Source organism: Amycolatopsis dongchuanensis, assembly GCF_039542405.1.
Lineage (GTDB): Bacteria > Actinomycetota > Actinomycetes > Mycobacteriales > Pseudonocardiaceae > Amycolatopsis_E > Amycolatopsis_E sacchari.
Map to the genome: position 1 here is coordinate 76,292 of NZ_BAABIB010000018.1, position 25,513 is coordinate 101,804.

At 71.4% G+C, this 25,513-nt stretch carries 26 protein-coding genes; 16 read left to right on the forward strand and 10 right to left on the reverse strand.

Annotation, left to right across the window (positions count from 1 at the left end; translation table 11 throughout):
• Position 1: 1 nt before the first annotated feature.
• Positions 2–901 (reverse strand): endo alpha-1,4 polygalactosaminidase, encoded by a 900-nt coding sequence (locus tag ABFX51_RS03880; protein WP_346052184.1) that lies wholly within the window; start codon positions 899–901, stop codon positions 2–4.
• A gap of 121 nt (positions 902–1,022) precedes the next feature.
• Here ABFX51_RS03880 and ABFX51_RS03885 point away from each other — a divergent pair, with 121 nt between their 5' ends.
• The 7 genes from ABFX51_RS03885 (at position 1,023) to ABFX51_RS03915 (ending at position 8,032) form a co-directional block, all read left to right on the forward strand.
• A complete protein-coding gene (locus ABFX51_RS03885; RefSeq protein WP_346052186.1) occupies positions 1,023–2,210 on the forward strand; it encodes a lipid-transfer protein in 1,188 nt (395 codons plus the stop codon).
• 1 nt (position 2,211) lies between these two features.
• Positions 2,212–3,030 carry an SDR family NAD(P)-dependent oxidoreductase gene (locus tag ABFX51_RS03890; protein WP_346052188.1) on the forward strand — a complete coding sequence of 273 codons (819 nt, stop codon included), beginning with the start codon at positions 2,212–2,214 and terminating at the stop codon, positions 3,028–3,030.
• Positions 3,027–3,896 (forward strand): SDR family oxidoreductase, encoded by an 870-nt coding sequence (locus tag ABFX51_RS03895; RefSeq protein ID WP_346052190.1) that lies wholly within the window; start codon positions 3,027–3,029, stop codon positions 3,894–3,896. Before ABFX51_RS03890 ends, ABFX51_RS03895 begins: the two co-directional genes overlap by 4 nt.
• Positions 3,893–5,029: a thiolase family protein gene (locus tag ABFX51_RS03900; protein ID WP_346052192.1), complete on the forward strand. Its 1,137-nt coding sequence runs from the start codon at positions 3,893–3,895 to the stop codon at positions 5,027–5,029. Before ABFX51_RS03895 ends, ABFX51_RS03900 begins: the two co-directional genes overlap by 4 nt.
• Positions 5,026–5,631, forward strand: a complete 606-nt coding sequence (locus ABFX51_RS03905; protein WP_346052194.1) for a TetR/AcrR family transcriptional regulator — start codon at positions 5,026–5,028, stop codon at positions 5,629–5,631. Before ABFX51_RS03900 ends, ABFX51_RS03905 begins: the two co-directional genes overlap by 4 nt.
• 63 nt (positions 5,632–5,694) lie before the next feature.
• Positions 5,695–7,194 carry an AMP-binding protein gene (locus ABFX51_RS03910; RefSeq protein ID WP_346052196.1) on the forward strand — a complete coding sequence of 500 codons (1,500 nt, stop codon included), beginning with the start codon at positions 5,695–5,697 and terminating at the stop codon, positions 7,192–7,194.
• On the forward strand, positions 7,187–8,032 hold the full coding sequence (locus ABFX51_RS03915; protein ID WP_346052198.1) for an enoyl-CoA hydratase: 846 nt from the start codon (positions 7,187–7,189) through the stop codon (positions 8,030–8,032). The genes ABFX51_RS03910 and ABFX51_RS03915 overlap by 8 nt, the downstream gene beginning before the upstream one ends.
• A gap of 41 nt (positions 8,033–8,073) precedes the next feature.
• Here ABFX51_RS03915 and ABFX51_RS03920 read toward each other — a convergent pair whose 3' ends face one another.
• The 3 genes from ABFX51_RS03920 to ABFX51_RS03930 all read right to left on the reverse strand — a co-directional run bounded on the left by ABFX51_RS03920 (position 8,074) and on the right by ABFX51_RS03930 (position 11,121).
• Positions 8,074–8,868, reverse strand: a complete 795-nt coding sequence (locus tag ABFX51_RS03920; protein WP_346052200.1) for an SDR family oxidoreductase — start codon at positions 8,866–8,868, stop codon at positions 8,074–8,076.
• A gap of 677 nt (positions 8,869–9,545) precedes the next feature.
• Positions 9,546–10,451, reverse strand: a complete 906-nt coding sequence (locus ABFX51_RS03925) for an NADP-dependent oxidoreductase (RefSeq protein ID WP_346052202.1) — start codon at positions 10,449–10,451, stop codon at positions 9,546–9,548.
• A gap of 31 nt (positions 10,452–10,482) precedes the next feature.
• Positions 10,483–11,121, reverse strand: a complete 639-nt coding sequence (locus ABFX51_RS03930; protein WP_346052204.1) for an HD domain-containing protein — start codon at positions 11,119–11,121, stop codon at positions 10,483–10,485.
• Between the two features lie 88 nt (positions 11,122–11,209).
• Between ABFX51_RS03930 and ABFX51_RS03935 the strand changes: the two genes are divergently transcribed.
• Together ABFX51_RS03935 and ABFX51_RS03940 are read left to right on the forward strand one after the other, a co-directional pair.
• Positions 11,210–12,163 (forward strand): GlxA family transcriptional regulator, encoded by a 954-nt coding sequence (locus tag ABFX51_RS03935; RefSeq protein WP_346052206.1) that lies wholly within the window; start codon positions 11,210–11,212, stop codon positions 12,161–12,163.
• Between the two features lie 74 nt (positions 12,164–12,237).
• Positions 12,238–13,668, forward strand: coding sequence for an MDR family MFS transporter (locus ABFX51_RS03940; RefSeq protein WP_346052208.1), 1,431 nt, complete (start codon positions 12,238–12,240; stop codon positions 13,666–13,668).
• A gap of 7 nt (positions 13,669–13,675) precedes the next feature.
• Here ABFX51_RS03940 and ABFX51_RS03945 read toward each other — a convergent pair whose 3' ends face one another.
• Complete coding sequence (locus tag ABFX51_RS03945; protein WP_346052210.1) at positions 13,676–14,080, reverse strand: winged helix-turn-helix transcriptional regulator; 405 nt, start codon at positions 14,078–14,080, stop codon at positions 13,676–13,678.
• Positions 14,081–14,174: 94 nt separating this feature from the next.
• Between ABFX51_RS03945 and ABFX51_RS03950 the strand changes: the two genes are divergently transcribed.
• Positions 14,175–15,167, forward strand: a complete 993-nt coding sequence (locus ABFX51_RS03950; RefSeq protein ID WP_346052214.1) for a cyclase family protein — start codon at positions 14,175–14,177, stop codon at positions 15,165–15,167.
• 179 nt (positions 15,168–15,346) lie between these two features.
• On the opposite strand, the gene ABFX51_RS03955 is transcribed toward ABFX51_RS03950, so the two are convergent.
• Positions 15,347–15,826, reverse strand: a complete 480-nt coding sequence (locus ABFX51_RS03955) for a MarR family winged helix-turn-helix transcriptional regulator (RefSeq protein WP_346052216.1) — start codon at positions 15,824–15,826, stop codon at positions 15,347–15,349.
• 85 nt (positions 15,827–15,911) lie between these two features.
• On the opposite strand from ABFX51_RS03955, the gene ABFX51_RS03960 reads away from it, so the two are divergent.
• Both ABFX51_RS03960 and ABFX51_RS03965 read left to right on the forward strand, forming a co-directional pair.
• Positions 15,912–16,949, forward strand: coding sequence for an LLM class flavin-dependent oxidoreductase (locus ABFX51_RS03960; RefSeq protein WP_346052218.1), 1,038 nt, complete (start codon positions 15,912–15,914; stop codon positions 16,947–16,949).
• A 58-nt stretch (positions 16,950–17,007) separates the two neighbouring features.
• The gene (locus tag ABFX51_RS03965; RefSeq protein ID WP_346052220.1) at positions 17,008–17,715 is read left to right on the forward strand and encodes an NADPH-dependent F420 reductase; all 708 of its coding nucleotides are present in this window, start codon (positions 17,008–17,010) and stop codon (positions 17,713–17,715) included.
• A 154-nt stretch (positions 17,716–17,869) separates the two neighbouring features.
• Here the strand turns inward: ABFX51_RS03965 and ABFX51_RS03970 are convergent, their stop codons facing one another.
• Positions 17,870–18,778, reverse strand: coding sequence for an alpha/beta hydrolase (locus ABFX51_RS03970; protein ID WP_346052222.1), 909 nt, complete (start codon positions 18,776–18,778; stop codon positions 17,870–17,872).
• A gap of 97 nt (positions 18,779–18,875) precedes the next feature.
• Here ABFX51_RS03970 and ABFX51_RS03975 point away from each other — a divergent pair, with 97 nt between their 5' ends.
• The gene (locus ABFX51_RS03975; protein ID WP_346052224.1) at positions 18,876–19,328 is read left to right on the forward strand and encodes a MarR family winged helix-turn-helix transcriptional regulator; all 453 of its coding nucleotides are present in this window, start codon (positions 18,876–18,878) and stop codon (positions 19,326–19,328) included.
• Between the two features lie 9 nt (positions 19,329–19,337).
• Here ABFX51_RS03975 and ABFX51_RS03980 read toward each other — a convergent pair whose 3' ends face one another.
• Together ABFX51_RS03980 and ABFX51_RS03985 are read right to left on the reverse strand one after the other, a co-directional pair.
• On the reverse strand, positions 19,338–20,114 hold the full coding sequence (locus ABFX51_RS03980) for an SDR family NAD(P)-dependent oxidoreductase (RefSeq protein ID WP_346052226.1): 777 nt from the start codon (positions 20,112–20,114) through the stop codon (positions 19,338–19,340).
• Entirely contained in the window at positions 20,111–21,574 is a 1,464-nt protein-coding gene (locus tag ABFX51_RS03985) for an aldehyde dehydrogenase family protein (RefSeq protein ID WP_346052228.1), read from the reverse strand. The genes ABFX51_RS03980 and ABFX51_RS03985 overlap by 4 nt, the downstream gene beginning before the upstream one ends.
• Before the next feature lie 173 nt (positions 21,575–21,747).
• On the opposite strand from ABFX51_RS03985, the gene ABFX51_RS03990 reads away from it, so the two are divergent.
• On the forward strand, positions 21,748–22,437 hold the full coding sequence (locus ABFX51_RS03990) for a GntR family transcriptional regulator (protein ID WP_346052230.1): 690 nt from the start codon (positions 21,748–21,750) through the stop codon (positions 22,435–22,437).
• A gap of 193 nt (positions 22,438–22,630) precedes the next feature.
• A complete protein-coding gene (locus ABFX51_RS03995) occupies positions 22,631–23,383 on the forward strand; it encodes a FadR/GntR family transcriptional regulator (RefSeq protein WP_346052232.1) in 753 nt (250 codons plus the stop codon).
• A gap of 5 nt (positions 23,384–23,388) precedes the next feature.
• On the opposite strand, the gene ABFX51_RS04000 is transcribed toward ABFX51_RS03995, so the two are convergent.
• Positions 23,389–24,009, reverse strand: a complete 621-nt coding sequence (locus tag ABFX51_RS04000) for a class I SAM-dependent DNA methyltransferase (RefSeq protein WP_346052234.1) — start codon at positions 24,007–24,009, stop codon at positions 23,389–23,391.
• 121 nt (positions 24,010–24,130) lie between these two features.
• Between ABFX51_RS04000 and ABFX51_RS04005 the strand changes: the two genes are divergently transcribed.
• Positions 24,131–25,504: a hemolysin family protein gene (locus tag ABFX51_RS04005; protein WP_346052236.1), complete on the forward strand. Its 1,374-nt coding sequence runs from the start codon at positions 24,131–24,133 to the stop codon at positions 25,502–25,504.
• The last annotated feature ends 9 nt before the right edge of the window (positions 25,505–25,513 follow it).

Genomic DNA, 25,513 nt, shown 5'->3' on the forward strand with positions numbered 1-25,513 from the left:
TTCAGCAGGTTTCGCGGACGTACCCTGGCGAGCCCGCCGGGACGACATCGCGGTCGCGCCGGACGATGCTGAGCGAGCCGCCCCAGCGGTCGCACGCGTTCTTCAGTCCGGCGCCCGTGTATTCGACGACGAGCACGTGGTCGCCGAACGCGCTCGTGTACTCGTCGCAGGCGTCCTGCTCGCCGCATTCCTCGGCGACGGCGAAATCCAGCCCGTTCGCCTCGCGACGCCCGGCCAGCTCGGAGGTGTTCTTCTGCCCGACGGCCAGCCCCTTTTCGTGCGCGTGCGCGGACAACAGCCGGATGAAGGCCTGGGCGTCGTCGGCGGTGAGGAGGTCGTGCGAGCGGGTGTAGCTGTCGTAGTTGTCGGGCTCGACCGCCTGGTAGCCCCGCGCCGCGCAGTCGTCCACCCACGCGCCGACCTTCGCGGCGACGCGCTCGCGCTTCGCCGGGGTCCGCAGGTCGAGCAGGGCTTCGTCCCAGTCCTCGTCGATGATGGGTTCGCCGTTCGCGTCACGCAGGACCAGCTCGTCCCACTCCTCCTCCGTCCCCGGCTGGGCCTGGAAGGCGTTGACGTAGCAGATGTTGTAGAGCCCGGGGACGGCGGGCGCGCTGTGGTCCCGGCTGACGATCCCGACCCCGGCGGGCGGCGGGTAGGCGCCGCCCAGCTGGTAGTCGAAGGCCGCCTTGACCGGCGGCGGGATCACGGCGGCGGGCGGCGCGGCCGGTGCGCACGCGCCGCACAGCGTGAGGACGAGAACAGCCCAGACGGGACGGGGGAACAAGGACCGGACTCCGATCTCGGCGCGGGAGGAACCGTCATCTTGGCACGTGCGCCGCCCGGCACCCCAGCCGCGCGGCGCGATACCGGACACCAGTTCGCCCGCATCCGTTCGCCGCACGAGCAGGCACCTCGGACTTCTCTATACCGATCAACACAGACTTGATTGAATGGCTGAGTCTGGCGCATACTGCCAACGGGCTGCCGGGAACGGACCCGGGAGCGCGAGCAGAGGAGCAGCCATGTCCGAGAACGTGGTGGTCGCCGGGGTCGGGATGATCCCGTTCACGAAAGCGGGGCGCAGCGAGAGCTACGACGTCATGGGTGCCAAGGCCACCCGGCGGGCGCTGGCCGACGCGGGGATCGACCTCACCGACGTGCAGCAGGCCTACGTCGGCTACATCTACGGTGACTCGACGGCCGGGCAGAAGGCGCTCTACCAGGTGGGCAGGACCGGCATGCCCATCGTCAACGTCAACAACAACTGCTCGTCGGGGTCTTCGGCGTTGTTCCTCGCCCGGCAGGCCGTCGAGAGCGGCGCGGTGGACGTCGCGCTCGCGCTGGGCTTCGAGCAGATGGAGCCGAACGTCGAGGGCCGGTGGCCCGAGCGGCCGCACCCGCTGGAGGACTTCGTCAAGGTCGTGCTCGGCAAGTACGGCATGCCGGAGGGGCCGCTGCCCGGCGCCGCGTTGTTCTTCGGTGCCGCGGGCAACCAGTACGTCGAGGAGCACGGCATCGACCCGAAGGTCTTCGCGAACATCACGGTGAAGAACCGCCGCCACGCCGCGAACAACCCGTACGCCGTCTTCCGCGACCCGCTCACGGTCGAGGAGGTCCTCGGCTCACGCACGATCTACGGGCCGCTGACCAAGTTCCAGTGCTGCCCGCCGTCGTCCGGTGCCGCCGCCGCGGTCGTGGTGTCGAAGGAGTACGCGAAGAAACACGGCCTGCGCGCCGACGTGGAGATCGCGGCGCAGGCACTGGTCACCGACACCCCCAGCACCTTCGAGGGGGACATGAAGCGGCTCGTCGGTTTCGACATGACGGCCACCGCGGCGAAGCAGGTGTACGAGAAGAGCGGCATCGGCCCCGAGGACGTGCGGGTCGCCGAGGTGCACGACTGCTTCACCACCCACGAATTCCTGATCTACGAGTCGATCGGCTTCACACCCGAGGGCACGGCCGAGAAGTTCGTGGTGGACGGGCAGGGCACCTACGGCGGGCAGGTGGTCGTCAACCCCTCCGGCGGGCTGATCGCGAAGGGGCACCCGATCGGCGCGACCGGGCTCGCGCAGTGCGCGGAACTGGTGTGGCAGCTGCGGGGTGCGGCCGAAGGCCGTCAGGTCGACGGCGTGCACGTGGCGCTGCAGCACAACCTCGGGCTCGGCGGCGCGGCCGTCGTGACCCTGTACCGGAAGGTCGACGCCTGAGGTGGGAAAGCTCGAAGGGAAATCCGCGCTCGTCACGGGGGCCGGCCGGGGGATCGGCCGCGCGATCGCGCTGAAACTGGCCGCGGAAGGCGCTTCGGTGGTCGTCAACGACCTCGACGACAAGCCGGCACTGGAAGTCGCCGAAGCGATCGAGGCCGCGGGCGGCCGGGCGGTCACGGTGCCGGGAAGTGTGACGGCGGCGGGTTTCGCGGACCGGTTCGTCGGCGCCGCGGTGACCAGTTTCGGCGGCGTCGACATCATCGTGAACAACGCCGGGTACACGTGGGACTCGGTGATCCAGAAGATGACCGACGAGCAGTGGGGCGCGATCCTCGGCGTCCACCTCAAGGCGCCGTTCGACATCCTGCGCGCCGCGCAGCCGGTGCTCAGCGCCGCGGCGAAGCGGGAGGCCGCGCAGGGCGAGGTCGTGCACCGCAAGGTGGTCAACATCTCGTCGGTGGCGGGCCTGCGCGGCAACGCCGGCCAGGCCAACTACTCGGCCGCGAAGGCGGGCATCGTCGGTCTCACCAAGACACTCGCCAAGGAGTGGGGCCGCTACCGGGTCAACGTCAACTGCGTCGCGTTCGGCTTCGTCGAGACCCGGCTCCTGGCACCCGCCGGGAGCGCGCCGATCGAGGTCGACGGGCGCGAGATCACCGTCGGTGTGCAGCCCGCCGCGCTGGCCGCGCTGGAGCGGATCATCCCGCTCGGGCGTGCGGGAACACCGGAAGAGGCGGCGGGTTCCGTGGTCATGCTGACCTACCCCGAAGCCGACTACGTCTCCGGCCAGGTCCTGGTCGCGGGTGGGGGTTTCGAATGAGCATCACGGACTTCTCCGGGCGCGTCGCGTTCGTGACCGGTGGCGCACGCGGGATCGGGCTCGGCATCGTGCGGGCACTGCTGCGCCGTGGTGCGCGAGTCGCCGTCGCCGACGTCGACGCCGGGGCACTGGAGCGGGCCCGCGAACTGCTCGGCGTGCCAGCAGAACAGCTGAGGTGCTACCAGCTCGACGTCGCCGACCGGGAGCAGTACGCCGAGGTGGCGTCCACCGTCCACAGTGAACTCGGTGAAGTGTCGTTGCTGTTCAACAACGCCGGGATCATCGACTCCGTGAGCCCGAGCAGGCTGTCCGCCCGGATGTGGGACCACGTCATGGGGATCAACCTCGACGGTGTCTACCACGGGATCGAGGCGTTCCTGCCCGGCATGATCGCCTCGCCGCTGCGCTGCCACATCGTGAACACCTCGTCCGAGGCGGGGCTGCTCGAAGCGCGGTCGGGCTTCCTGTACCACGCCGGCAAGTTCGCCGTGGTCGGCCTGAGCGAGTCGTTCCGGCGGGAGCTCACGCACTTCGACATCGGGGTGTCGGTGCTGTTCCCCGGCCCGGTCGCGACCGACATCGTCGAGAACACGCGGGGTCTGCGGCCCGCCGCCGCGCCCACCCACTCGCCCCGGATCACGCGGATCCTCGACGACGCCCACCGGGTGCTCAAGGAACAGGGCGCCTCGCCCGACGCGGTGGGGGAGCTGGTGCTCGACGCGGTCGAGACGGACGCGCCGTACATCGCCACGCGCAACGAGATCGGTGACCTACTGCGGCGCCGCACCGGCGAACTCGTCGCGGCCATGGAACACGCCGAAAAGTTCCTGGCGAGCTACGAGGCGGCCGAGGGGAAAGCCGGATGACACAACGGGTCGCGATCGTCAGCGCCGTCCGGACTCCCATCGGCCGGGCGGGAAGGGCGTACGCCGGCGTGCACCCGGTCGACCTGCTCGCCGCGTCCCTCAAGGGCGCGGTGCGCGGTCTGCCGGATCCCGCCGCCGTCGACCAGGCGCTCGTCGGCTGCGTATACCAGGTGGGGGACCAGTCGGCGAACGTCGGCCGCAACGCCTGGCTCGCCGCGGGGCTGCCGATCACGACTCCCGCGTCCACAGTAGACACGCAGTGCGGTTCGTCGCAGCAGGCGGTCAACCTCGCGGCCTCGCTCGTCATGGCGGGACAGGCCGACCTCGTCGTGGCCGCCGGAGTGGAGTCGCTCGGGCGCGTGCCGCCCGACCTGAGCCGTGCAGGCGGGGACCCGTACCCGCCCTCGCTGCGGTCCCGCTACGGCATGCCGCACCAGGCCGTGGCGGGGGAGGCGTTCGCGCGGGCGTACGGCATCAGCCGCGCGGAGTCGGACGCGTTCGGCCTGCGCAGCCATCTGCGGGCACACGCGGCGTGGGAGAACGGGATCTTCGACGATCACGTGGTCACTGTGGACGGTGCCGACGGGCCGTTGCTGGCGCGGGACGAGGGCATCCGCGGCGACAGCACGGCGGAGAAGCTGGCGGGCCTCAAGCCCGCGTTCGACGCCGACGGCATCATCACCGCGGGCTCGGCCAGCCAGTTGTCCGACGGCTCCGCCGCGGTGCTGCTCGCGTCCGAACGCGCCATTGCCGAGAACGGTCTCACGCCGCTCGCGTGGATCCGGCGGGTTGTCAGCGTGGGCACGGATCCCGACCTCATGCTGGAAGGCCCGATCGTGGCCACCCGGCGGCTGCTCGACGCCGAGGGCCTCGCCACCGGCGACTTCACGCTCGTCGAGGTCCACGAGGCGTTCGCGCCGGTGGTCTGCGCCTGGCAGCACACCTACCGCGCCGAGGAGGACCGGCTGAACCGCCACGGTGGCGCCATCAGCATGGGCCACCCCTTCGGCGCGTCCGGCGTGCGCCAGCTCGCGGACCTCGCCCACGGCCTGAAAACCCGGGCGGGACTGGGGCTTTCGGTGATGTGCTGTGCCGGCGGCATCGGCACGGGCACGGTGCTGGAGGCGGCGTGAGCGACGGTTCCGGCGTGGCCGAGCACGGACGGCGCCGGATCGACGAGATCGGCGAGGAGAGCCGCCGCCGGATCCTCGACGCGGCGGAGGAGCTGTTCGCCGAGCGGGGTTTCGAGCGGACGTCGTTCGTGGACATCGCGGAACGGTCGGGCATCAGCCGGGGCAGCATCCCGTGGCACTTCCGGAACAAGGACGGGCTGCTGATGGCCGTGCTGGTACGGGCGATGGACCGCTTCCTGCCCCCCGAGCGGTACCGGCGGGCCCTGCCGTCGCTGGCCACCCTCCTGCTGGACTACGAGAGCTGGGCCCGCAGCGGGAACTCCGCGTTGATCTTCATGGTGCTGACCGAGGCCATGCGCAGCACCGGCCCGGTGCGCGGCCAGTACCAGGAGTTCTTCGACGCGCGCCGCCGGCGGGTCGTCCGGTGGCTGTGTGCCCAGCGGCCCGCGGGAACCCGCGGCGGCGCCGACAACCGCGAACGCGCCACCGCCGTCGCCCTCAACGGCGCCGTCATGGGCATCCACCTGCAGTCCCTCATCGACCCCGACGTCGACCTCGACGCCGCGCTCCAGTCACTCGCCACGCTCGTGGACGGCGACTGACATTCTGTGCTGAATGGCATAGAGTTGGCTCAACTGTCAACGACGACCGAAAGTAGGTGCGCCATGGACGTCGCGGAACTGCGGCGGCTGCTGGCCGCGAGCCCGGCGGAACCGTTCGTGCGGACGATGGCCCGCCTCGCCGAGGAGGACCCGGATTTCGTGTCCATCGTCTGCGAGGGCGACTCCATCACGCGGCGGGAGTTCGAGCGGCGGTCGAACCGGCTCGCCAGGGCCTACGCCGGGCGGGGTGCCGGGTTCGGGGACTACGTCGCGATCGCGCTGCCGAACGGGATCGAGTTCTACCTCGCCTTCTTCGCCGCGCTGAAGATCGGCGCGGTGCCGCTCCCGCTGTCGTACCGCCTGCCCGTCGTGGAGCGCCAGGCGATCATCGACCTGGCGAAGGCGGCGCTCCTCGTCGGGGTTGTGGAGGGTGAGCACCCCGGCTATCCCGCGCTGCCGGCCGGGTTCGAACCGGACGCCTCGGTGAGCGACGAACCGTTGCCGGAGGTGGTTTCCCCGGCGTGGAAGGCGCCGACGTCCGGCGGCAGCACCGGTCGTCCCAAGATCATCCGGGCCGGTTCGGGCGCGGAGGGTTCGCCCGCGATCAACCGGCTGCTCTACCGCTACACGCCCGAGGACGTGCAGGCCGTCGTGGCGCCGCTGTACCACAACTCGGCCCTGGGGATGTCCGTCGGCGGACTGCTGCTGGGGCAGCGGCTGGTGGTGGCGAAGAAGTTCGACGCCGAGGACGTCCTGCGGCTCATCGGCGAACACGGTGTCACGTGGCTGATGCTCGTGCCCACGATGATGCACCGCATGTACCGGCTCATCGAGGCCGGCGGCCGGTACGACCTGTCGTCGATCCGCGTCCTGCTGCACCTGGCGGCCAAATGTCCCGAGTGGCTCAAGGAGCAGTGGCTCGAACTGCTCGGCCCGGAGAAGGTGCTGGAGATCTACGGCGGCACCGAGTCCATCTCGATCACGCTGATCACCGGCGAGGAGTGGCTGGCGCACCGGGGTTCGGTGGGGCGGCCGTGGATCGGGGACATGAAGGTCCTCGACCCCGACGGCGAGGAACTGCCTCCCGGTGAGGTCGGCGAGATCTACATGAAGGGCGCCGACGGCATGGGGCCCAGCTACTCCTATGTCGGCGCCGAGGCGAGGACGATCGACGGCTGGCAGACACTCGGGGACCTGGGCTGGCAGGACGAGGACGGCTACCTCTACATCAGCGACCGCCGGGTGGACATGATCGTCAGCGGTGGCGCCAACATCTACCCCGCCGAGGTGGAGAACGCGATCGACCAGCACCCGGCGGTGCTGTCGTCCGTCGTGGTCGGCCTGCCCGACGACGACCTCGGCCAGCGGGCCCACGCCATCGTGCAGGCCGAACCCGGCACGACGGTGCGGGAGGTCCTCGACTTCCTCGCCGGCCGGCTGGTCCGCTACAAGATCCCGCGGTCGGTCGAGTTCACCGACCAGCCGCTGCGTGACGACTCCGGCAAGGTGCGCCGCGGCAAGGTGCGCGACGCCGCCATCGAAAGGATGAAAACCCGTGCCTGACCCCACTTTCGAGCGCATCCGCTACGACGTCCCCGTCGAGCGGGTCGCCCGGATCACCCTGGCGCGCGCGGACAAGCGCAACGCGCAGGACTACCGGATGCTCCACGAGATCGACCACGCGTTCCAGCGCGCGACGCTGGACGACGACATCCGCGTGATCGTGCTGGCGGCCGACGGCCCGCACTTCTCCTCGGGCCACGACCTGGCGAGCACCGCCACCGGCGCCGACTTCGAGCCCAGGGTCATGACCGGCGGCTACGCCCAGCCCGGGCAGGCGGGGCCGATGGCGAACGAGGAGGAGTTCTACCTCGGGATGTGCTGGCGGTGGCGCAACGTGCCGAAGCCGACCATCGCGCAGGTCCAGGGCAAGGTGATCGCCGGCGGGCTGATGCTGGTGTGGCCGTGTGATCTCATCGTCGCCGGCGAGGACGCGACGTTCGCCGACCCGACGGTCGCGCTGGCGGTCAACGGGCACGAGTACCACACGCACCTGTGGGAACTCGGGGCGCGCAAGGCGAAGGAGATGCTCTTCCGCGGCAACTCCCTGACCGCGCGCGAGTGCGAGCGCCTCGGCATGATCAACCACGTCGTCGCGCGTGCGGACCTGGAGAAGTTCACGCTGGAGATGGCGTCGGAGATCGCCCGGCGGCCCGCGTTCGGGCTGAAGCTGGCGAAGATGTCGGTGAACCAGGGGCTGGAGGCGCAGGGGCAGCTCAACGCGCTGCACACCGCGTTCGCCCTGCACCAGGCCGGGCACGCCAACGCCCGCGCGGTCTTCGACGGTTTCCCCGTGGACCCGAGCGGTATCGAGGCCATGCGGCAGCTGTCGAAGGGCTAGCTCGTTGTGGGCAACGGGTGATTCCGTTGCCCACAAAGGTTTCAGGCGGGGATGGAGTCGAGCAGGGCTTCCATCCGCATCCGCACGTAGGGCCTCATCGAGCCGTCGGTGTGGATCCACAGGGCCTTGGCCTCCATGCCCGCGATGACGCTCTCGCCCGCGGAGTCGATGCTGACGCCCGACTGGAGGTTTCCCTCCGACCGCTTGCGCGTCTGACCTTTGTGGACTTTCTCCTCGCCCAGCAGTTCGTCGGTGTGGTCCAGGATCCCGGTGGCGACGTACGCGGGGCAGAGCACGCTCACGTCGATGCCGTACTTGCCCGCCGACTGCTGCAGCGCCTCGGAAAGCCCGACCACCGCGTACTTGCTGGTGGTGTAGAGGACGTTGGCGTGCCCGACGAGGCCCGCGCCGGACGCCGTGTTCACGATGTGGCCGCCCTTCCCGCGCTCGATCATGCGGGGCAGGAAGGTCTGCAGCCCGTTGACCACGCCGACGAGGTTGATGTCGAGCACCAGGTCCCACTTCTCGTAGGTCAGGTCGGGGAGTGCCGAAACGGGGGCGATCCCGGCGTTGTTGAACAGGAGGTCGACGGGACCGAGCCTGGTTTCCGCCTCGTCGGCGACGGTCGCGAAGCCTTCGCGGTCCCGGACGTCGAGCCGGAAGACCTCGACGTCGGTCACGGCGGAGAGTTCCTCCTTGCTCCGGGTCAGGGCAGCTTCGTCGATGTCCGCGAGCGCCAGCCGGACGCCGCGTTGGGCCAGCGCGCGGGCAATGCCGAGACCGATGCCCTGGCCGCCGCCGGTGATGAAGGCGACCGAGCCGTTCCACTCCCTCACAGAACCACCTCGTGTGTATCGTGCGGACAACTCTATGTTGACCAGCATAGCGGAGGCGGGTTGTGGAAGGCAGCGGGCGCCTGGACGGCGGGGTACGAGCGGCGAGGGGCGGAGGTCGGCGGGGAGGCGGTGAGCTGGCCGGAGTCGGGCGGTTCGGGCGGGCGCGGGGTTCGGCAGTAGCGGTGGGGCCGGGTGGTTCGGGTGGTTCGGGTGGGGCCGGGTGGTTCGGGCGGGCGCGGGGGTTCGGTGGTGGTGGGCTGGTGGTTCGGGCGGGCGCGGGGGTTCGGCGCTGGCGGTGGGGCGGGCGGTTCGGGTGAGCGGGTGGACTCGTCTACGGCAGCCGAGCTTGCCAGTTCCACCCGGCTGCCGGATCCGCCCGCGGAGGCCGGTAAGAGCTTGGCCGCCCAGCGCGGGCCGAGCGACCGAGCCGTCCTTCCGCTCAAGCCAGCCCCTCAGCCGCCCCCGCACGTGGATCAACCTGCTCAGCTCGCTGACCCCGCCCGCGCTCTGGCTGCACGGCGCCATCAGCCGGCGCCGCCGCGGCCTCGCGATCACGTGCACGCGAGCCCAGAGCCGGAGACACCGCGGCAGAACCTCCGCGGTGACCGACGGGGCGGGACTTGATCCGGCTCAACCGCGCGAGGCGCGCCCGTCGACGGCCCACCGCCACACAACCCCTAAGCGACTTGGATGATCGTCCTCCCCGAAGTGCGGCCGCGGTGGGCCATCGCATCCGGTGCTTCGCTCAGCGGGCGGACCTCGCCGACCAGGGGCTTCAGCCGCCCGTCCCGCAGCCGCCTGGCCAGTTCGGTCAGCTGACCCCGGTCCGGCTCCACCACGAAGAACACCGCGCGCCCGTCCTTGGGCTGCACGGTCGGCGGCGCGGGGATGGTGACGACCGTGCCGCCGGGACGCACCAGCGCGGTCGACTGTTCGAGCACTCGCCCGCCGATCACGTCGAAGACGACGTCCACCTCACCGGCGCTCGACAGCGGATCGTTCTCCAGGTCGAGGAAGGCCTGGGCGCCGAGGCCGAGCACGGTGTCCCGCGCGGCGGCACGGCCGGTGCCGATCACCCTCGCCCCAGCCTCGACCGCGAGCTGGACGGCGAGCGACCCCACCGCACCCGCGGCGCCGTGGATCATGACGGTCTGCCCGGTCGCCAGCCCGCCGTGGACGAACAGCCCCTGCCACGCGGTCAGCCCGGAGATCGGCAGCGCCGCGGCCACGGTGAAGTCGATGTCGGCGGCCAGCGGGGCGAGGTTGCGGGCCTCGACGGCGGTGTACTCGGCCAGCGAGCCGTCACGGGCCCAGTCGGCCAGGCCGAACACCCGTTGCCCGACGGTGAGGCCGGTGGTGCCGTAACCCAGCTCGACGACGACCCCGGCCAGCTCGTGCCCCGGCACGGTGGGGGTGCGGTCGTGCCCGGCGCGGTCGGTCCAGGTGGCGGGCCAGTCCAGTTCGCCGGGGGTGAACCCGGCGGCGTGCACCTTCACGATGACGTCGTTCTCGGCGGCGTGCGGCGAGGGCAGGTCGGCCAGGGTGAGCCCGCCGGCACGGTCTCGTGCGACGATGGCTTTCACGTCGATTCCTTTCCTGGTGAGGTTTCCGCCGTCAGCTCGGCCAGGCCGAGCCGAGGACCCGGTCGACCATGGTCGTCCGGTGGAAACCGGGGATGAAATGTTCCAGCACGTCTGAGTTCACGGTGCCGTTGGTCGTTTCCGGGCGGTTCTTCAACCCGTCGAGGTAGGTGCTGAGGAATTCGTTCTTGAAATCGCCCCGGGGGTGTTCGGCGAGGATATCGGCGACCTGCTCCTCGGCCAACCCGTCGACGCCGAACCCGACGACGTCGGTCAGCACGCCGAGGTACGTCGCGGCGATCTCCGGTGCCATCCGTTCCGGCACCTCCGGCGTGGTGTGCAGCGCGATCGCGGTCCACACCGTTTCCGCGGCGGCGGGGGAGAAACCGTGTGCGAGCAGGAACTTCCGCCCGTGGTCGGCCCCGTCGAGCTCGAACCGCTGCACGGCGTCGGAAAACGGGTTCGCGAGTCCGGTGTCGTGGAACAGGGCGGCCAGGTAGAGCAGTTCGGGATCCGGGTCCACCCCCAGCCGCTGGGCGTGGATCCGGCCGAAGAGGTAGACCCGGCGGGAATGGTGGTAGAGGAGCGGGCTGGTCATTTCCTGGACGAGGCGGGTCGCCTCGGCGGTCGCTGTGGTTTCGGGGATTTCCACCCCTGCGATGACTTCCGGCATGACCCCATGCTGACGCGGACCGCGTCCCGGGCGCCGCCTTCGTCCGGCCAGGAACCCCTCAAATCAGGACGCTGTGCTACCAAGGGGTGTGTCTTCGTCTGTTGCCGTCCTCGTCTACGACGAGGTGACCCTGCTGGACGTCGCCGGTCCGGCGGAAGTGTTCAAGGAGGCGAACCGGTTCGGCGCCGACTACCGGATCGTGCTGGTGTCGCCGACGGGGGAGGACGTCACGTCGAACCTCGGGTTTAAGGTCGCGGTCGACGGTCCCGTGTCGTCCGAGCCCTCGCCGGACACGTACCTGGTGCCGGGTTCCCCGCGGTTCCCGCGCACGCGGGTGCCGCGCGCCCTGGCGGAGGCCGCGCGGGTGCCGGCGGCCGGCGCGCGCCGCGTCGTGTCGATCTGCACCGGCGCGTTCGTCCTCGCCGCCGCCGGTCTCCTCGACGGCCGCCGCGCGACGACGCACTGGCAGGCCGCGCACGAACTCGCCGCCCGCTGCCCGACGTGCCACGTCGAACCCGACGCGATCTACGTCCGCGACGGCGGCATCTACACCTCCGCCGGGGTGACGGCCGGTATCGACCTGGCTCTCGCGCTCGTCGAGGAGGACAACGGACCGGACCTGACGCGCCAGGTCGCCCGCGCGCTGGTGGTGTACATGCAGCGTTCGGGTGGCCAGTCGCAGTTCTCGGCCCCGCTGCAGGGCCCGCCGCCCCGGTCCCCCGCACTGCGGAAGATCACGGACCTGGTGACAGCGGACCCGCGGGGGAACCACTCGCTCGGCGAGCTCGCGAAGCGCCTCAACATGAGCACCAGGCACCTCACGCGGCTCTTCCACGACGAACTGGACACCACCCCGGCCCGGTACGTGGAGAACATCCGCTTCGACATCGCCAGGGCGCTGCTGGACCAGGGGCACAACGCGACCCAGGCCGCGTCCCTCGCGGGTTTTCCCAGCTACGAGAGCATGCGGCGGGTGTTCGCCAGGCGGCTGTCGATCAGCCCGGCGGCCTACCAACGGCAGTTCAGCACCGCCCGCCGATGAGTTTCGCGCGCGGCGCCGGTCGGTACTGGTGTCCCGGCCCGATGGCCAGCCCGCCGAACCGATGAGGTGCTGTCATGTCAGTCGTGCTCCCGCAACGGCCCGCCACGCGGGCGGGTCGTGCTCCCGCCGTGGTGCGGCTGCTCGTGCTCTCCACGTTCGTCGTGATCCTCAACGAGACGATCATGATGAACGCCATCCCGCGGCTGATGGACGACCTCGGCGTCTCGGAGGCCTCGGCGCAGTGGGTGTCCACGGCGTTCATGCTCGCGATGGCGGCCGCGATCCCGGTCACCGGCTGGTTCCTGCAGCGGTTCACCACGCGCCGCGCCTACGCCAGCGCGATGGGCGTGTTCCTCGCGGGCACCGCGCTGGCGGCCGTCGCGCCGTCGTTCGAGGTGCTCCTGGTGGGGCGGGTCGTGCAGGCCGCGGGCACGGCGGTGATGATGCCGCTGCTGATGACCACGTTGCTGACCGTGGTGCCGCCGTCGGACCGCGGGCGCGTGATGGGCACGGTGACGCTCGCGATGTCCGTGGCGCCCGCGCTCGGGCCCGCGGTCGCCGGGGTGGTCCTGCAGGCGGGTTCGTGGCGGCTGTTGTTCGTGGTCGTGCTGCCCGTCGCCGCCGCGGTGACCGCGCTGGGGCTGCGCAAGCTGGACGACATCGGGGAACCGGTGGTGAGCACGATCGACTGGCCCAGCGTGGCCGTGGCGGCGCTCGGTTTCGGCGGCGTGGTGTACGGGCTGAGCCTGTTCGGCGGGAGCGGCGGCACCGGACGCGGCGTGGTGGTCGTGGCCGCCGGGCTCGCGGCGATCGCGGTGTTCGTGCTCCGGCAACGCCGGCTCCAGCGCACCGGCACGCCGTTGATGGACCTGCGCACGCTCGGGCACCGCACCTACCGGCTGACGCTGGCGCTGCTGGCCGCCTGCTTCCTGGTGCTGCTCGGGGCGATGATCCTGCTGCCGCTGTACCTGCAGCACCTGCGGGGGCTCAGCCCCCTGGAAACCGGCCTGCTGGTGATGCCCGGCGGGCTCGCGATGGGGCTGCTGGGCCCGACGGTGGGCAAGGTGTTCGACCGGTTCGGCAGCAGGGTGCTGGTGCTGCCGGGAACGATCGGCAGCCTGGTCGCGCTCGCCGGGTTCACCCAGGTCTCGCCGACGATGCCGTACTGGCAGGTGCTGGCGTTGCACACGCTGCTGATGGTGAGCCTCGCCGCGACGTTCACCCCCGCGTTCACCCTGGGAATGGGCGCGCTGCCCCAGCACCTGTACTCGCACGGCAGCTCGTTGCTGGGCACGCTGCAGCAGGTCGCGTCGGCACTCGGCACCGCGCTCGCGGTGACGGTGATGTCGTCGCGCGCCGGGCACCTGGCCGCCGAGGGCGTGGCCGCGGGACCGGCCCAGCTCGGTGGGATGAAGCTGGCCTTCGCCGTCTCGGCCGCGCTCGCGGTGGTGACCGTCGTCCTCGCGGCGAGGCTGCCCAACCGGCTGCCGGCGGCACACGACTGATCCGCGGTCAGCCTCGGTGGGTCCAGGCGGGCGCTTCCCGGGGCTGACCGGCGTCGAAGGTCTCTCGTGACGAGACGACCTTCGGCGCGTTGTGCTTCGCCCACTCGTTCAGGGTCGTGAGCAGTTGCCCGGCGTCGCGGCCGAGGTCGGTCAGGCGGTACTCGACGCGGGGCGGCACGGTGGCGTGGACGCGGCGATCGACGAAACCGTCCCGTTCGAGCGTGCGCAGCGTCTTCGTCAGCGACTTCTGGGTCACGCCCTCGACCGACCGTTTCAGCTCGCCGAACCGCAGCGGCCGGTCCGCTGCCCGGAGCAGCCCCAGCACGTAGAGCACCCACTTGTTGGCGAGCACGTCGACGATCGTCCGGGAGGGGCAGTCGGCGCTGAACACCGGCAGCGACTTGGTATCCATCAGGTACCTATATATCTGACCGGTGCCTTCTATACAAGCGATACCGGCGTGAGCAGACTCCGTGGTGACACCGAGATCCACGAGAGGACCACGCATGACACGCTGGGCGAAACGCCCTGAAGGCTCGAACTGGGGCGAGTTCGGCGAAGACGACCAGCTCGGCAGGCTGAACCTGATCACGGCCGAACGCCGTCGCGCGGCGGTGGCGGAGGTGCGCGAGGGGATCGCGTTCCCGCTGAGCCTGCCGCTCGACTTCCCGAAGGGCGAGTACGCGCACGGCCCGCGCAGGCCCCCGGAGCTCGCGAGCACCCCGCTCGGGCACAACAACCACTTCCTGCCCGGCGTCGACGACGTCGTCAGCGACGACTTCGCCACGATCTACCTGCAGTACTCGACGCAGTGGGACTCGTTCTCGCACGCCGGTGCCCTGTTCGACCTGGACGGCACCGGGCAGCCCGTCGTCTGCTACTACAACGGCTACCGCGCCGGGGTCGACGTGATCGGCGAGCCGGACGGGTCGGTCGAGCCGCGGGCCCGCGCGCTGGGCGTCGAGAACTTCGCCCAGAGCTGCGTGCAGGGGCGAGGCGTGATGGTCGACCTGGCGGCCGCCGTGGGACACGACCGCGTCGGTGTCGGGTACGGGATGTTGACGGAAATCCTCGCCGCCCAGGACATCGTGATCGAGCCGGGGGACGTCCTGTGCCTGCACACGGGCCTGACGAAGATCATGCTCGACCTCGGCGACGACCTGACCCACGAGGTCCTCGACGGCAGTTGCGCCTACCTCGACGCCACCGACGACCGGCTCCTGCAGTGGATCACCGACAGCGGGGTTTCCGCGATCGTGGCCGACAACCTCGCCGTGGAGCGGTTCAGCCTCGAACCGGCGCCGGGTGCGCGCAACGTCCTGCCGCTGCACGACCACTGCCTGTTCCGGCAGGGCATCCCGCTCGGCGAGATGTGGTACTTCCACGACCTCAACGCCTGGCTCCGGGAGCACGGCCGCTCCCGTTTCCTGCTCACCGCGCCGCCGCTGCGCCTCCCTGGCGCCGTCGGGTCACCGGTGAGCGGGGTCGCCACGGTATGACGCGACGAACGAGCGGCTGAAGCCCAGACCGGACCCGGTCATCGGGGTGGACACGCGCGCGATTCGCCGCTCGCCACGCCTTCGGCCACTGCCCGGCTTCGGCGTCGACGAGCCCGCGAGCGACCGACCACATGGGCAGGCGGCGCGGCGTGCGGGTTCGCGTGGTTCGACGACAGGCTCTAGCGACCCCGCACCGCGGCGAGGCGGTCCGCCAGCGCGCTCATGATCTCGTCCGCCGCGGCGAGCTGGGCCGGGGTCAGCGCGTCGACGAACAGCTCGCGGACCGCGCCCAGGTGCGGGACCGTCGCGCCGCGGAAGGCGGCCGCGCCCTCGGAGGTGAGGACGACCTCGGCACCCCGGCTGTCGGTCGGGCAGTCCTCGCGCCGGATCAGGCCGCGCCGCTCCATCCTGGCGAGGTGGTGTGACAGCCTGCTGCGTTCCCACCCCACTTCGGCGGCGAGCTGGGACGACCGCAGCCGCCGCCCGTCGGCCTCGCTCAGCGCGAGCAGGACCGGGTAGTCGGCGGAGGACAGGCCGCACTCGCTCTGCAGCCGCGAGCCGAGCTCGGCGCGCAACGCCTCCGCGGTCTCGATGAACCCGCGCCACACCCGCAGTTCCTCGGTGGTGGGCAGCACCCGGTGCCGTCGTGCTGGACTCATCACACCTCCTAGTTGACACGTCAATCATACCGGCGTATCACGGGGAAGAAGAGATTGACGCGTCAATTACTTGGAGGGGTTCCCGATGTCCGATCTGGTGTTCGGGCTGGACACCTTCGGCGACGTGCCCGAGGACGACTCGGGCCGCCTGCTGTCGCACCCCGAGGCGATCCGGCAGGTCGTCGCCGAGGCCGTGCTCGCCGACGAGATCGGCGTGGACGTGATCGCGCTCGGCGAGCACCACCGCCCGGAGTACTCGATCTCCACGCCGGAGACCGTGCTCGCGGGCATCGCGACCCGCACGTCGCGCATCCACCTGTCCTCGGGCGTCACCGTGCTGAGTTCGGACGACCCGGTCCGCGTGTTCCAGCGCTTCGCGACGGTGGACGCGCTGTCGAACGGCCGCGCGGAGGTCATCCTCGGCCGGGGTTCGTTCACCGAGTCGTTTCCGCTGTTCGGCTACGACCTCGCCGACTACGACCGGCTGTTCGAGGAGAAGATCGAACTGTTCGCCCGGCTGCTCGACGAGAAGCCGGTCACGTGGAGCGGCACGCTGCGCCCGGCGCTGGCGGACGCCGACGTCTACCCGAAGACGGAGTCCGGGCGCCTGACGACGTGGGTGGGGGTGGGCGGCTCGCCGCAGTCGGTCGTCCGCACCGCGCGCTACGGCCTGCCGCTCATGCTCGCCATCATCGGCGGCTCGCCGAAGCGCTTCGCCCCGTACCTGGACCTGTACCGGCGCGCCGCGGCCGAGTTCGGCACGACCGCGCACCCGGTCGGGATGCACTCGCCGGGGTTCGTCGCCGACACCGACGAGGAGGCCCGTGAGGTGTTCTGGCCGCGGTACCGCGTGATCCGCGACCGCATCGGCCGTCTGCGTGGCTGGCCGCCGATCCGCCGCGAGGAGTACGACCGCGAGATCGAGCACGGCTCGCTCTACATCGGCTCGCCGGAGACGGTCGCCCGCAAGATCGCGGGCGCCGTGACGGACCTGGGCGTCGGCCGGTTCGACCTGATCTACAGCAGCGGTTCGCAGCCCGCGAGCGCGCGGCTGCGGGCGGTGGAGTTGTACGGCACCAAGGTGATCCCGATGGTGCGGGACCTGGTTGCGGAGGCGGCATGAGCGACGCTTGCGAGCGAATCGTCGGCGCCATGCTTGCCGCGTCCGTTGCGGAGGCGGCATGAACACCATCGGCATCCTCGGCGCGGGCAAGGTCGGCACGGTGCTCGCGCGGCTCGCGGTCGCGGCCGGGTACCGCGTCCTCATCGCGGGTTCCGGCGCTCCGGAGAAGATCGCGCTGACCGTCGACATCCTCGCCCCGGGCGCGGTCGCGACCACCGCGGCCGAGGCCGCCGGTGCGGCCGACGTGGTGATCCTCGCCCTGCCGCTGGGCAAGTACCGCGAGATCCCCGTCGAGTCGCTGGCGGGCAAGCTCGTCGTCGACGCGATGAACTACTGGTGGGAGGTCGACGGGATCCGCGACGACCTGAACGACCCGCGCACGTCGTCGAGCGAGACCGTGCAGGCGTACCTGCCGGGCTCCCGCGTCGTGAAAGCCTTCAACCACATGGGTTATCACGACCTCGAAGACGGTGCCCTCCCCGCGGGAGCGCCCGGCCGCAGGGCGATCTCCGTCGCCGGGGACGGCCCCGCGGACGTGGCCGCCGTGGCGGAACTGGTCGACGCGCTCGGGTTCGACCCGGTCGAGGCCGGGCCGCTGGCGGAGGGTGTGCGCCTCGAACCGGGCGCGGAAGCGTTCGGCGCCAACGTCACCGCCGGGGAACTGCGGGCGATCCTCGGCCACTTCCCGGATTCGGAGCGGGGACGGGCGGTCGCCCGCGCTCGTGCCCAGGGTGTTTCCCTGGTGCGACCGGGAGGGGGGTCCTGAGCGAGCCGGAAGCCCCGGCGCGAACGACCGCCCCCCGGCGGTTGCCGGCCGGGAGGCGATCGCGGAGAGCCGCGGCCGGACGCGTGGCGCGGGCAGCGAGTTCGTGCTCGCCACCGACATCCGCTGCGCGCCGGAGCGCGCGGCGATCGTGGAACTACGCCAGAACACCCTGTGACACGTGGTCCAGCACGAAGCGAGCGGCGCGGTCGAGCGCCGCGTCCGCCTCGTCGAGCGATCCCGCGGAAGACTGGAACACGTGCGGCACGTCCGCGGTGACGTCGAGGACCACGTCGACCCCGGCGGCGGCCGCGCGGGTCGCGAGCCGGGTCGAGTCGTCCAGCAGCACCTCGTTCGAGCCCACCTGCACCAGCAGCGGGGGCAGCCCCGCGAGGTCGGCGTACACGGCCGGGCTCAGCAGCGGCTGCCGCGGGTCCTGCCCGGCCACGTAGTGCGCCAGCATCCGGCCCAGCGACTCCCGCGTGAACAGCGGGTCGACCCCGGCCTTGGTCGTCATGCTCTCGCCGCTGAGCGTCACGTCCAGCGCGGGCGAGAAGGCGACCGCCCCGGCCGGAAGTGGCAGTCCGGCGTCGCGTGCCGCGAGCATCGTCGTCACGGCGAGGCCGCCACCTGCCGAGTCACCGGCGAAGACGATCCGCTCGGCGGGCGCGCCCTGGCCGAGCAGGTCGCGGTACGCGGCGAGGGAGTCGTCGATCGCGGCCGGGAACGGGTGTTCCGGGGCCAGCCGGTAGTCCGGTGAGACGGCCCGCAGGCCGGTGCGGTGCACCAGCCCCGCGGTGAGGGCCTGCGCCGTGGCCGGGGAGCCGACAACCCAGGCACCGCCGTGGAAGTACAGGATCGTCCCCTCGGCCGTCCCGTGCCCCGGCTCGAACGCCAGCGCCGGGCGGCCGCCGATCCCGGCCGGTGTGATGGTGACGCCGGGCGGGATCGGGCGGCCGGCCATCATCGTGCGGAAGTCCTCGCGCAACTCGGCGGGCGGCAGGCCGGTGTCGAACGCGATCGAGCGGATCGCGGCGTCGAGTGCCGCGCGCTGTGCCTGGCTCATGTGTCCTCCTGGTCTCCGGTGAGGGATCATGTCCCGTAACAGGTGATCGCGGAAGGTTATTCCTCGGAATGTACTTCCGGGCAGAGAGGGGTGTGGGATGGCGCAACTGGCGCAGGTGTTCGCCGATCTAGTCCGGTTCGAGACGCGGCTCTACAACGCGGTCGACGACCGGTTGCGGGCCGCGCACGGGGTGAGCACGGGCCAGTTCGAGTTCCTGAAGATCATCGGCAGCCGGGACGACTGCCGCGTGCAGGACCTCGCCCACGAGGTCGCGATCACCGTGGGCGCGACGAGCAAGGGTGTCGACCGGCTGGAGGCCCGCGGCTGGGTGAGCCGCCGTCCGAACCCGGCGAACCGCCGCTCGTCGCTGCTCGGCCTGACCACGGAGGGGCGCGAGCTGCTGGACGCCGCGACGGGAACCTTCGAAGACGAGCTGCGCACCTGGCTGGACGAGCCGCTGACGGCCCGGTCGCTCGACCAGTTCGCCGCCACGCTCACGCGCCTGCGGCGGACCGTCGAGGACGCCGGTGCCGGCCTGCCGAGGGGATGACCGGACGGCTCAGGCGGGCGGGGTGAACCGCCCGTCCACCGCCGTCCAGCCGCCGTCGACCATCAGCGTCGAGCCGGTCACGTAGGTGGCCGCGTCGGAGGCGAGGAACACCACGGCGCCCGCGAGTTCCGACGGTTTCGCCCAGCGGCCGAGCGCGCCCTTCGCGGCGTAGGCGTGGTACCAGCCCGGATCGGCCTTGATCTGGTCCGTCAGCGGGGTTTCCACGACGCCGGGGGCGATCGCGTTGACGCGCACCCCGGCTTCGCCGAACTCCGCGGCCGCGGTCTTGACGAGCTGGATGGCACCGGCCTTCGTGGCGGCGTACACCGACTGGCCGGGTTCGACGACGAAACCGCGCACGGACGAGAAGACCACGATGCTGCCGCTGCCGCGCTCGACCATCCGGCGCCCGAAGGCGCGCAACACGGTGAAGGTCGCCTTGAGGTTCAACGCGACGACCCGGTCGAACTCCTCGGGCGCGTAGTCGAGGATCCGCTTGCGCACGTTGGTCGCCGCCGTCAACACGAGCACGTCGAGGTCCCCGAGTTCCGAGGCCGCCCGCTCCACGGCGTCGACGTCGGTGATGTCCAGTGCCAGCGCGTCCCCGCCCGCGTCGGCCGCGGTGGCCTTCGCGGTGTCCGGGTCCTTGTCGGCACAGATCACCTGGGCGCCGTGTGCGGCCAGCGCGAGCGCGGCCTCCCTGCCGATGCCTCCGGCGCCGATGAGCAGCGCGCGCTTGCCGTCGAGCCGGAACAGCGTGGTGTAGCCGGTCATGGGGTCCCTCATTCCGGCCGGATGACGGCCATGCGCGTGACGGTCAGTTCCTCGATCGCGAAGCGCGGTCCCTCCCGGCCGATGCCGGAGTCCTTCACGCCCCCGTACGGCATGATGTCCGAGCGGAACCCGGGCACCTCGTTGACCACGACGCCGCCCACCTCCAGTTCCTCGACGGCGGCGAACGCGGTCGCGAGCGAGCGGGTGAAGACGCTGGCGTGCAGGCCGTAGCGCGAGCGGTTGACCAGCTCCAGCGCCGTCGCGACGTCGGGCACCGAGCGGATCGCCACGACGGGGGCGAAGATCTCCTCGCACCACGCGTCGGCGGTTTCCGGAACGTCGAGCAGGATCGTCGGCTCGATGGTGCGATCGACGACGCGGCCGCCGTGCAGGACCTTCGCCCCGGCGCGTTCGGCCTGTTCGATCCAGTCGAGGGTGCGCCGGGTCGCGGCTTCGGTGATCAGTGGCGCGACACGGGTTTCCGGGTCCCGGGGATCGCCGACCTTCAGCTCGCCGATGCGGGCGGTGAGCTTGCCGACGAATTCCTCACGCACCGACTCGCACACGATCACGCGTTGCACCGCGATGCAGGCCTGGCCGTTGAAGTAGTAACCGCCGCGCAGCACCGCGTCGGCCGCCTTGTCGAGATCGGCGTCGTCCGCGACGACGAGTGCCGCGTTGGAACCCAGTTCCAGCAACACTTTCCGCGGTGCGGCGTCGCGTGCGATCCGGTGTCCCACCGCGGCGGAACCGGTGAACGACACCGCCGCCACGCGCGGATCGGTCACGAGGGTGTGGCCGACCTCCGCGTCCCCGGTGAGCACCTGCACGATCTCGGGTGGTGCCCCGTGCCGTTCGGCGGCCTGCCGGACGAGGTCCGCCAGCCACAACGCCGTCAACGGCGTCGCGGGCGCGGGTTTGCAGATCACCGGGCAGCCGGCGGCGATCGACGGCGCGATCTTGTGGCTGGCCAGCAACAGCGGGCCGTTGAACCCGGCGATCCCGACGACCAGCCCGATCGGCCGGCGCGTCCAGAACCCGATCATCCCGGCCCCGGCGGCCTGCAGGTCCAGCGGCACGGTCTCGCCGTGGATGTGGGCGACCTCCTCGGCCGCCGCCGACCACGTGAACACCGTGCGCGAGAACTCGCCTTCGCAGTCGCCCCTGGTCTTCCCCGTCTCCGCGATGAGCAGCTCGACGAATTCGTCCGAACGCGACCGGAGCGCGGCCTCGACGTCGAGCAGGATCGCGCGGCGGACCGCCGAGGTGAGCCTGCCGACCGGCTTCACGGCCGCGGCCCCGGCGTCGAGCGCGGCGTGCGCGTGCTCGACCGAACCGACCGGGGCGTGGGCGACGACCGAGCCGTCGTAGGGGAACACCACCGGCGCGGAGTCGGTGCCGGTGACCCAGCCGGGGCCGACCGGCAGTCCGGAGCGGAACTCGGGCAGTGCGAAACCCGCCTGCGAACCCATCAGAAATTCTCCTCTGGACGAAGAGCTGGTCCGACCAGCCAGCGAGTCCGAGCATGGCCCAGACGAAACGAGAACGTCAAGTTATGACGGGGGAATCCGCGTTCACGGGGTTGACGACAGGCATTCGGCAAGTCAGTCTGACCGCGTTGTATCCAATGTCGGAAAGGCGAGCAGTGGTCAGTCGCGAGGACCGGGGAGCAGCCCCGTCACGGGTCCCGCTCGTCGACGAAACGGCCTCGATCATCCGGGAGCGGATCTACACCCACCGCTATCCGACGGGCTCGTGGCTGCGGCAGGAACACCTCTCCGCCGAGCTGGGCGTGAGCCGCACGCCGCTGCGGGAAGCGTTGCGGCTGCTGGAGCAGGAGGGCCTGGTCAAGGTCACCGCCGGGCAGGGCGCGCAGGTGATCACCGGTGATCTGGACACGCTGCTCGACGCCTACCGGTTGCGCGCGGTGGTCGACGGCCTCGCCGCGCGGCTGGCGGCGGAGAACAACCGCGGCGCCGCCTCGCGCCACCTGCGCCGCGCCATCGAGGTCCAGCGGTCGACGGTGGACCCGTGGGCACCCCGCGACTACACGGAGTCCAATGTGGACTTCCACGAGCACGTCCTGCACCTGTCCCGCAACGAGTTCGTGCTCGGCCAGCTGCCGATCCTGCGGATGACGGCGCAGGTGTTCGCGCCGGTCGCGCTCGTCCGGCCGGAAAGCGCGCGGCGGGCGATCGCCGAGCACTCCGCGATCGCCGACGCCATCGAGGCGGGGGACGGCCCCGCCGCCGAGCGGCTCGCGCGGGCCCACATCGAAACCACCATCACCGAACTCGAGCGGAAGAAGAAGTCGGCGGCCGAGGACGCGTCCTGACCTCGGCGATCCCCGTCAGCGCACAAAGGAGTGAAACGCCGGGATGCCCAGTTACCACGTGGCCTCCGACATCGGCGGCACCTTCACCGACACCGTTGTGATCGACTCGGACGGCTTCTGGCCGACGTCGAGGTGTTCGCGCACGCCGGTATCGTCGGGGGCCTGAACATCGCGACGGCGGGAGGGGTGGGGAGTGGCTGGCGAACGCCTCTTCCAACGGGTCGTCGACCACGTGCGGGATGCCATCGCCTCCGGGGAGCTCAAGCCTGGCGACCGGCTGCCCAGCGAGCGTGAGCTCGTCGAGCGGTTCGGGATCGGGCGCGCGTCGGTGCGGGAAGCGTTGCGGGTGCTGGAGAACATGCACCTGGTGAAGTCGCGGCCGCGGGATCCGCGGGGGCCGTTGGTGCTGCCGCTGTCGGTGGAGCCGGTGCGCCGGTCGGTGGCGGTGCTGACGTCCGGTGGCGCGTGGGGGCTCGCCGAGCTGGTGCAGTTCCGCATGATCGCCGACGCGGCCGCGAACCTGCTCGCCGCCGCCCGCCGCACCGACGAGCAGCTTCTGGCGCTGGAACGCACCATGGCGCGGATGCGGGCCTGCCTGCACCGCGGCTACGCCGAGTTCAGCCAGGCCGACCTGGAGTTCCACGAGCTCATCGCGGAAGCCGGGGGCAACCCGCTCGTCCAGGTCTACGGCGACGTCACCCGTGAGGCGATCCTCAAGCTCATCCAGCGGACCATCCTCGACGCGGACGACCAGACCGCGCTCATGCTGCAGTCCATCCGCCACCACAGGGCCGTCTTCGCGGCGATCTCCGACCGCGACGGACTGCTGGCGTCCCGCCTCGCCCGCGAAACCCTGTACGCCTACTACGCCGACTACGTCTCCCCCGCGGACCGGGAGATCATGGCCGACCTGGTCCGCGAATGCGGCGGGCGCCTGCCGGGCTAGGGTGTTCAGGCGGCCCGCATCAGCAGGTACCCGGACCGGAAACGCTCCCCTTCCAACGCCTCACGCCGCATGCGGCCGACCTCGGTGAACCCGGCTTCGCGCAGCAGATCCGCCAGTGCGTCCGGCGGCCATTCGTACGCGGGCGCGACCTTGTGGTCGGTCTCCCGCGGCAGTGAATCGTCACCGGCGAGGTAGCCCAGCAGCAGGTACCCACCCGGCGCCAGCACCCGCCGGAACTCCGCGCACGCGGCGGGCAGCTCGCGGGGCGGGGTGTGGATGGTGGAGAAGAACGCGAGCACGCCACCGAGCGCGCCGTCGGCGAGGTCCAGCGCGGTCATCGAACCCTCGTCGAACCGCAGGTCCGGGTGGGCCCGGCGGGCGAGCGCGACCATTTCGGCCGACAGGTCGACGCCGAAGGTGTCCAGCCCGAGAGAGTGCAGGTGCGCGGTCACCTGCCCGGGCCCGCAGCCGACGTCGGCGACCGGACCGCCGTGGCCCCGCACGAGTTCGGCGAACGCGGCCAGCAGCGACCGTTCCAGCGGCAGGGTTTCCAGCATGTCGCTGAACAACTCGGCGTAGAGCGGTGCGACGGCGTCGTAGGCGTGCGAGACGGAGGATTCGATCACGGCGGAAACCCTAGCCACCGCCGGGGCCGGACGTCCGCACCGCCCGGGTCCTCGGTCCCTACCCGCGTGGGCCCGCTCCGGGCGACGATGCGGGCGGTGGCACTGGCCGGAGGATTCCACAATGGACAGTCAAATGGGCACCGGGCTGCTCGTCGTGGTGCTGGTCCTGCTCAACGCGGTGTTCGCCGGCACCGAGATCGCCCTGATCTCGCTGCGCGAAGGGCAGTTGCGGCAACTGGCGCACCGCGACGGCAAAGCGGCGGCCACGTTGCTGGCCCTGGTCGCCGAGCCGACCCGGTACCTGGCGACGATCCAGCTCGGTATCACCCTGTCCGGGTTCCTGGCGTCGGCCACCGCGGCGGTGTCTCTGGCCCGGCCGCTGGTGCCGCTGCTGGGTTTTCTCGGCGGGGCAGCCGGCCCGGTGGCCGTCGCCGCGGTGACCGTGGCACTGACCTTCCTGACACTGGTGTTCGGGGAACTGGTGCCCAAACGCCTTGCGATGCAGTACGCCCAGCGCTGGGCCCTGCTCGCGGCCCGGCCACTGCACGCGCTCACGGTGCTGACCCGGCCCGCGGTCTGGGCGCTGAGCGCGACCACCGACCTGGCCGTCCGCGCGCTGGGCGGCAGCCCCGGCACCGAGCGCGAACAGCCCAGCAGCGACGAACTGCGTGAGGTGGTGGCCGGGCACCGCGGGCTCCACCCGGAACAACGCGCGATCATCACCGGCGCGCTCGACCTCGGGCACCGGCGCCTGCGTGACATCCTCGTCCCGCGCCGTGCCGTGGTCACCCTGACCGCGGACACCCCCGTTCCCGTGGCACGTGCCGCGCTCGTGGCGGCCGGGCACTCCCGCGCCCCGGTGTCCGTGACCGGGCACCTCGACGACGTCGTCGGCGTCGCGCACCTGCGTGACCTGCTCGCCGACGGCGGGGTGACCGGGGACGTGGCGCGGCCGCCGGTGCTGTTCCCGGAAACGCTGCCGGTCTCCGAAGCACTGCGCCTGTTCAAGACCGAGCGGCAGGAGTTCGCGCTGGTCGTGGCGGAGCGCGGCACCGTCGAGGGGATCGTCACCCGGCAGGACCTGCTGGACGAGATCACCGGCGAGATCGAGGACCAGGCAGGGGAGGGCGGCGGGTGCGTGCGGCTGCCCGGCACCTTCGGGGTGCACGACCTGCCCGGACTCGGGATCACGCTCACCGGTCTGCCGCGGGGCGACTACGTCACGGTCGCCGGGCTCGTGCTGGTCGCGCTCGGGCGCATCCCCGAAGGCCCCGGGGACCGGGTCCGCGTCGGCGGGTGGAGCATCGAGGTGACGGGCGTGGACCACCACGCCATCACCGAGGTCCGTCTGTGCCCCGGGGATCCGGCGTCAGGGGGCGTCGAGGAACGCCAGGACGTCACGGGCGACCCGCCGGTTCTGGACTCCCCGGTGCCCTTGGCGCGGGTAGATCAGCGCCGTGCCGTGGGGGATGAGCGCGGCGGTCCGTTCGAATAGCTCGCGGTC

Coding starts and splice junctions, on each gene's coding strand:
- ABFX51_RS03885 (WP_346052186.1), top strand. CDS start 1,023: ATGTCCGAGAACGTGGTGGTCGCCGGGGTCGGGATGATCCCGTTCACG.
- ABFX51_RS03895 (WP_346052190.1), top strand. CDS start 3,027: ATGAGCATCACGGACTTCTCCGGGCGCGTCGCGTTCGTGACCGGTGGC.
- ABFX51_RS03900 (WP_346052192.1), top strand. CDS start 3,893: ATGACACAACGGGTCGCGATCGTCAGCGCCGTCCGGACTCCCATCGGC.
- ABFX51_RS03910 (WP_346052196.1), top strand. CDS start 5,695: ATGGACGTCGCGGAACTGCGGCGGCTGCTGGCCGCGAGCCCGGCGGAA.
- ABFX51_RS03930 (WP_346052204.1), bottom strand. CDS start 11,121: ATGCCGGAAGTCATCGCAGGGGTGGAAATCCCCGAAACCACAGCGACC.
- ABFX51_RS03940 (WP_346052208.1), top strand. CDS start 12,238: ATGTCAGTCGTGCTCCCGCAACGGCCCGCCACGCGGGCGGGTCGTGCT.
- ABFX51_RS03945 (WP_346052210.1), bottom strand. CDS start 14,080: ATGGATACCAAGTCGCTGCCGGTGTTCAGCGCCGACTGCCCCTCCCGG.
- ABFX51_RS03950 (WP_346052214.1), top strand. CDS start 14,175: ATGACACGCTGGGCGAAACGCCCTGAAGGCTCGAACTGGGGCGAGTTC.
- ABFX51_RS03955 (WP_346052216.1), bottom strand. CDS start 15,826: ATGAGTCCAGCACGACGGCACCGGGTGCTGCCCACCACCGAGGAACTG.
- ABFX51_RS03960 (WP_346052218.1), top strand. CDS start 15,912: ATGTCCGATCTGGTGTTCGGGCTGGACACCTTCGGCGACGTGCCCGAG.
- ABFX51_RS03965 (WP_346052220.1), top strand. CDS start 17,008: ATGAACACCATCGGCATCCTCGGCGCGGGCAAGGTCGGCACGGTGCTC.
- ABFX51_RS03970 (WP_346052222.1), bottom strand. CDS start 18,778: ATGAGCCAGGCACAGCGCGCGGCACTCGACGCCGCGATCCGCTCGATC.
- ABFX51_RS03975 (WP_346052224.1), top strand. CDS start 18,876: ATGGCGCAACTGGCGCAGGTGTTCGCCGATCTAGTCCGGTTCGAGACG.
- ABFX51_RS03980 (WP_346052226.1), bottom strand. CDS start 20,114: ATGAGGGACCCCATGACCGGCTACACCACGCTGTTCCGGCTCGACGGC.
- ABFX51_RS03985 (WP_346052228.1), bottom strand. CDS start 21,574: ATGGGTTCGCAGGCGGGTTTCGCACTGCCCGAGTTCCGCTCCGGACTG.
- ABFX51_RS04005 (WP_346052236.1), top strand. CDS start 24,131: ATGGACAGTCAAATGGGCACCGGGCTGCTCGTCGTGGTGCTGGTCCTG.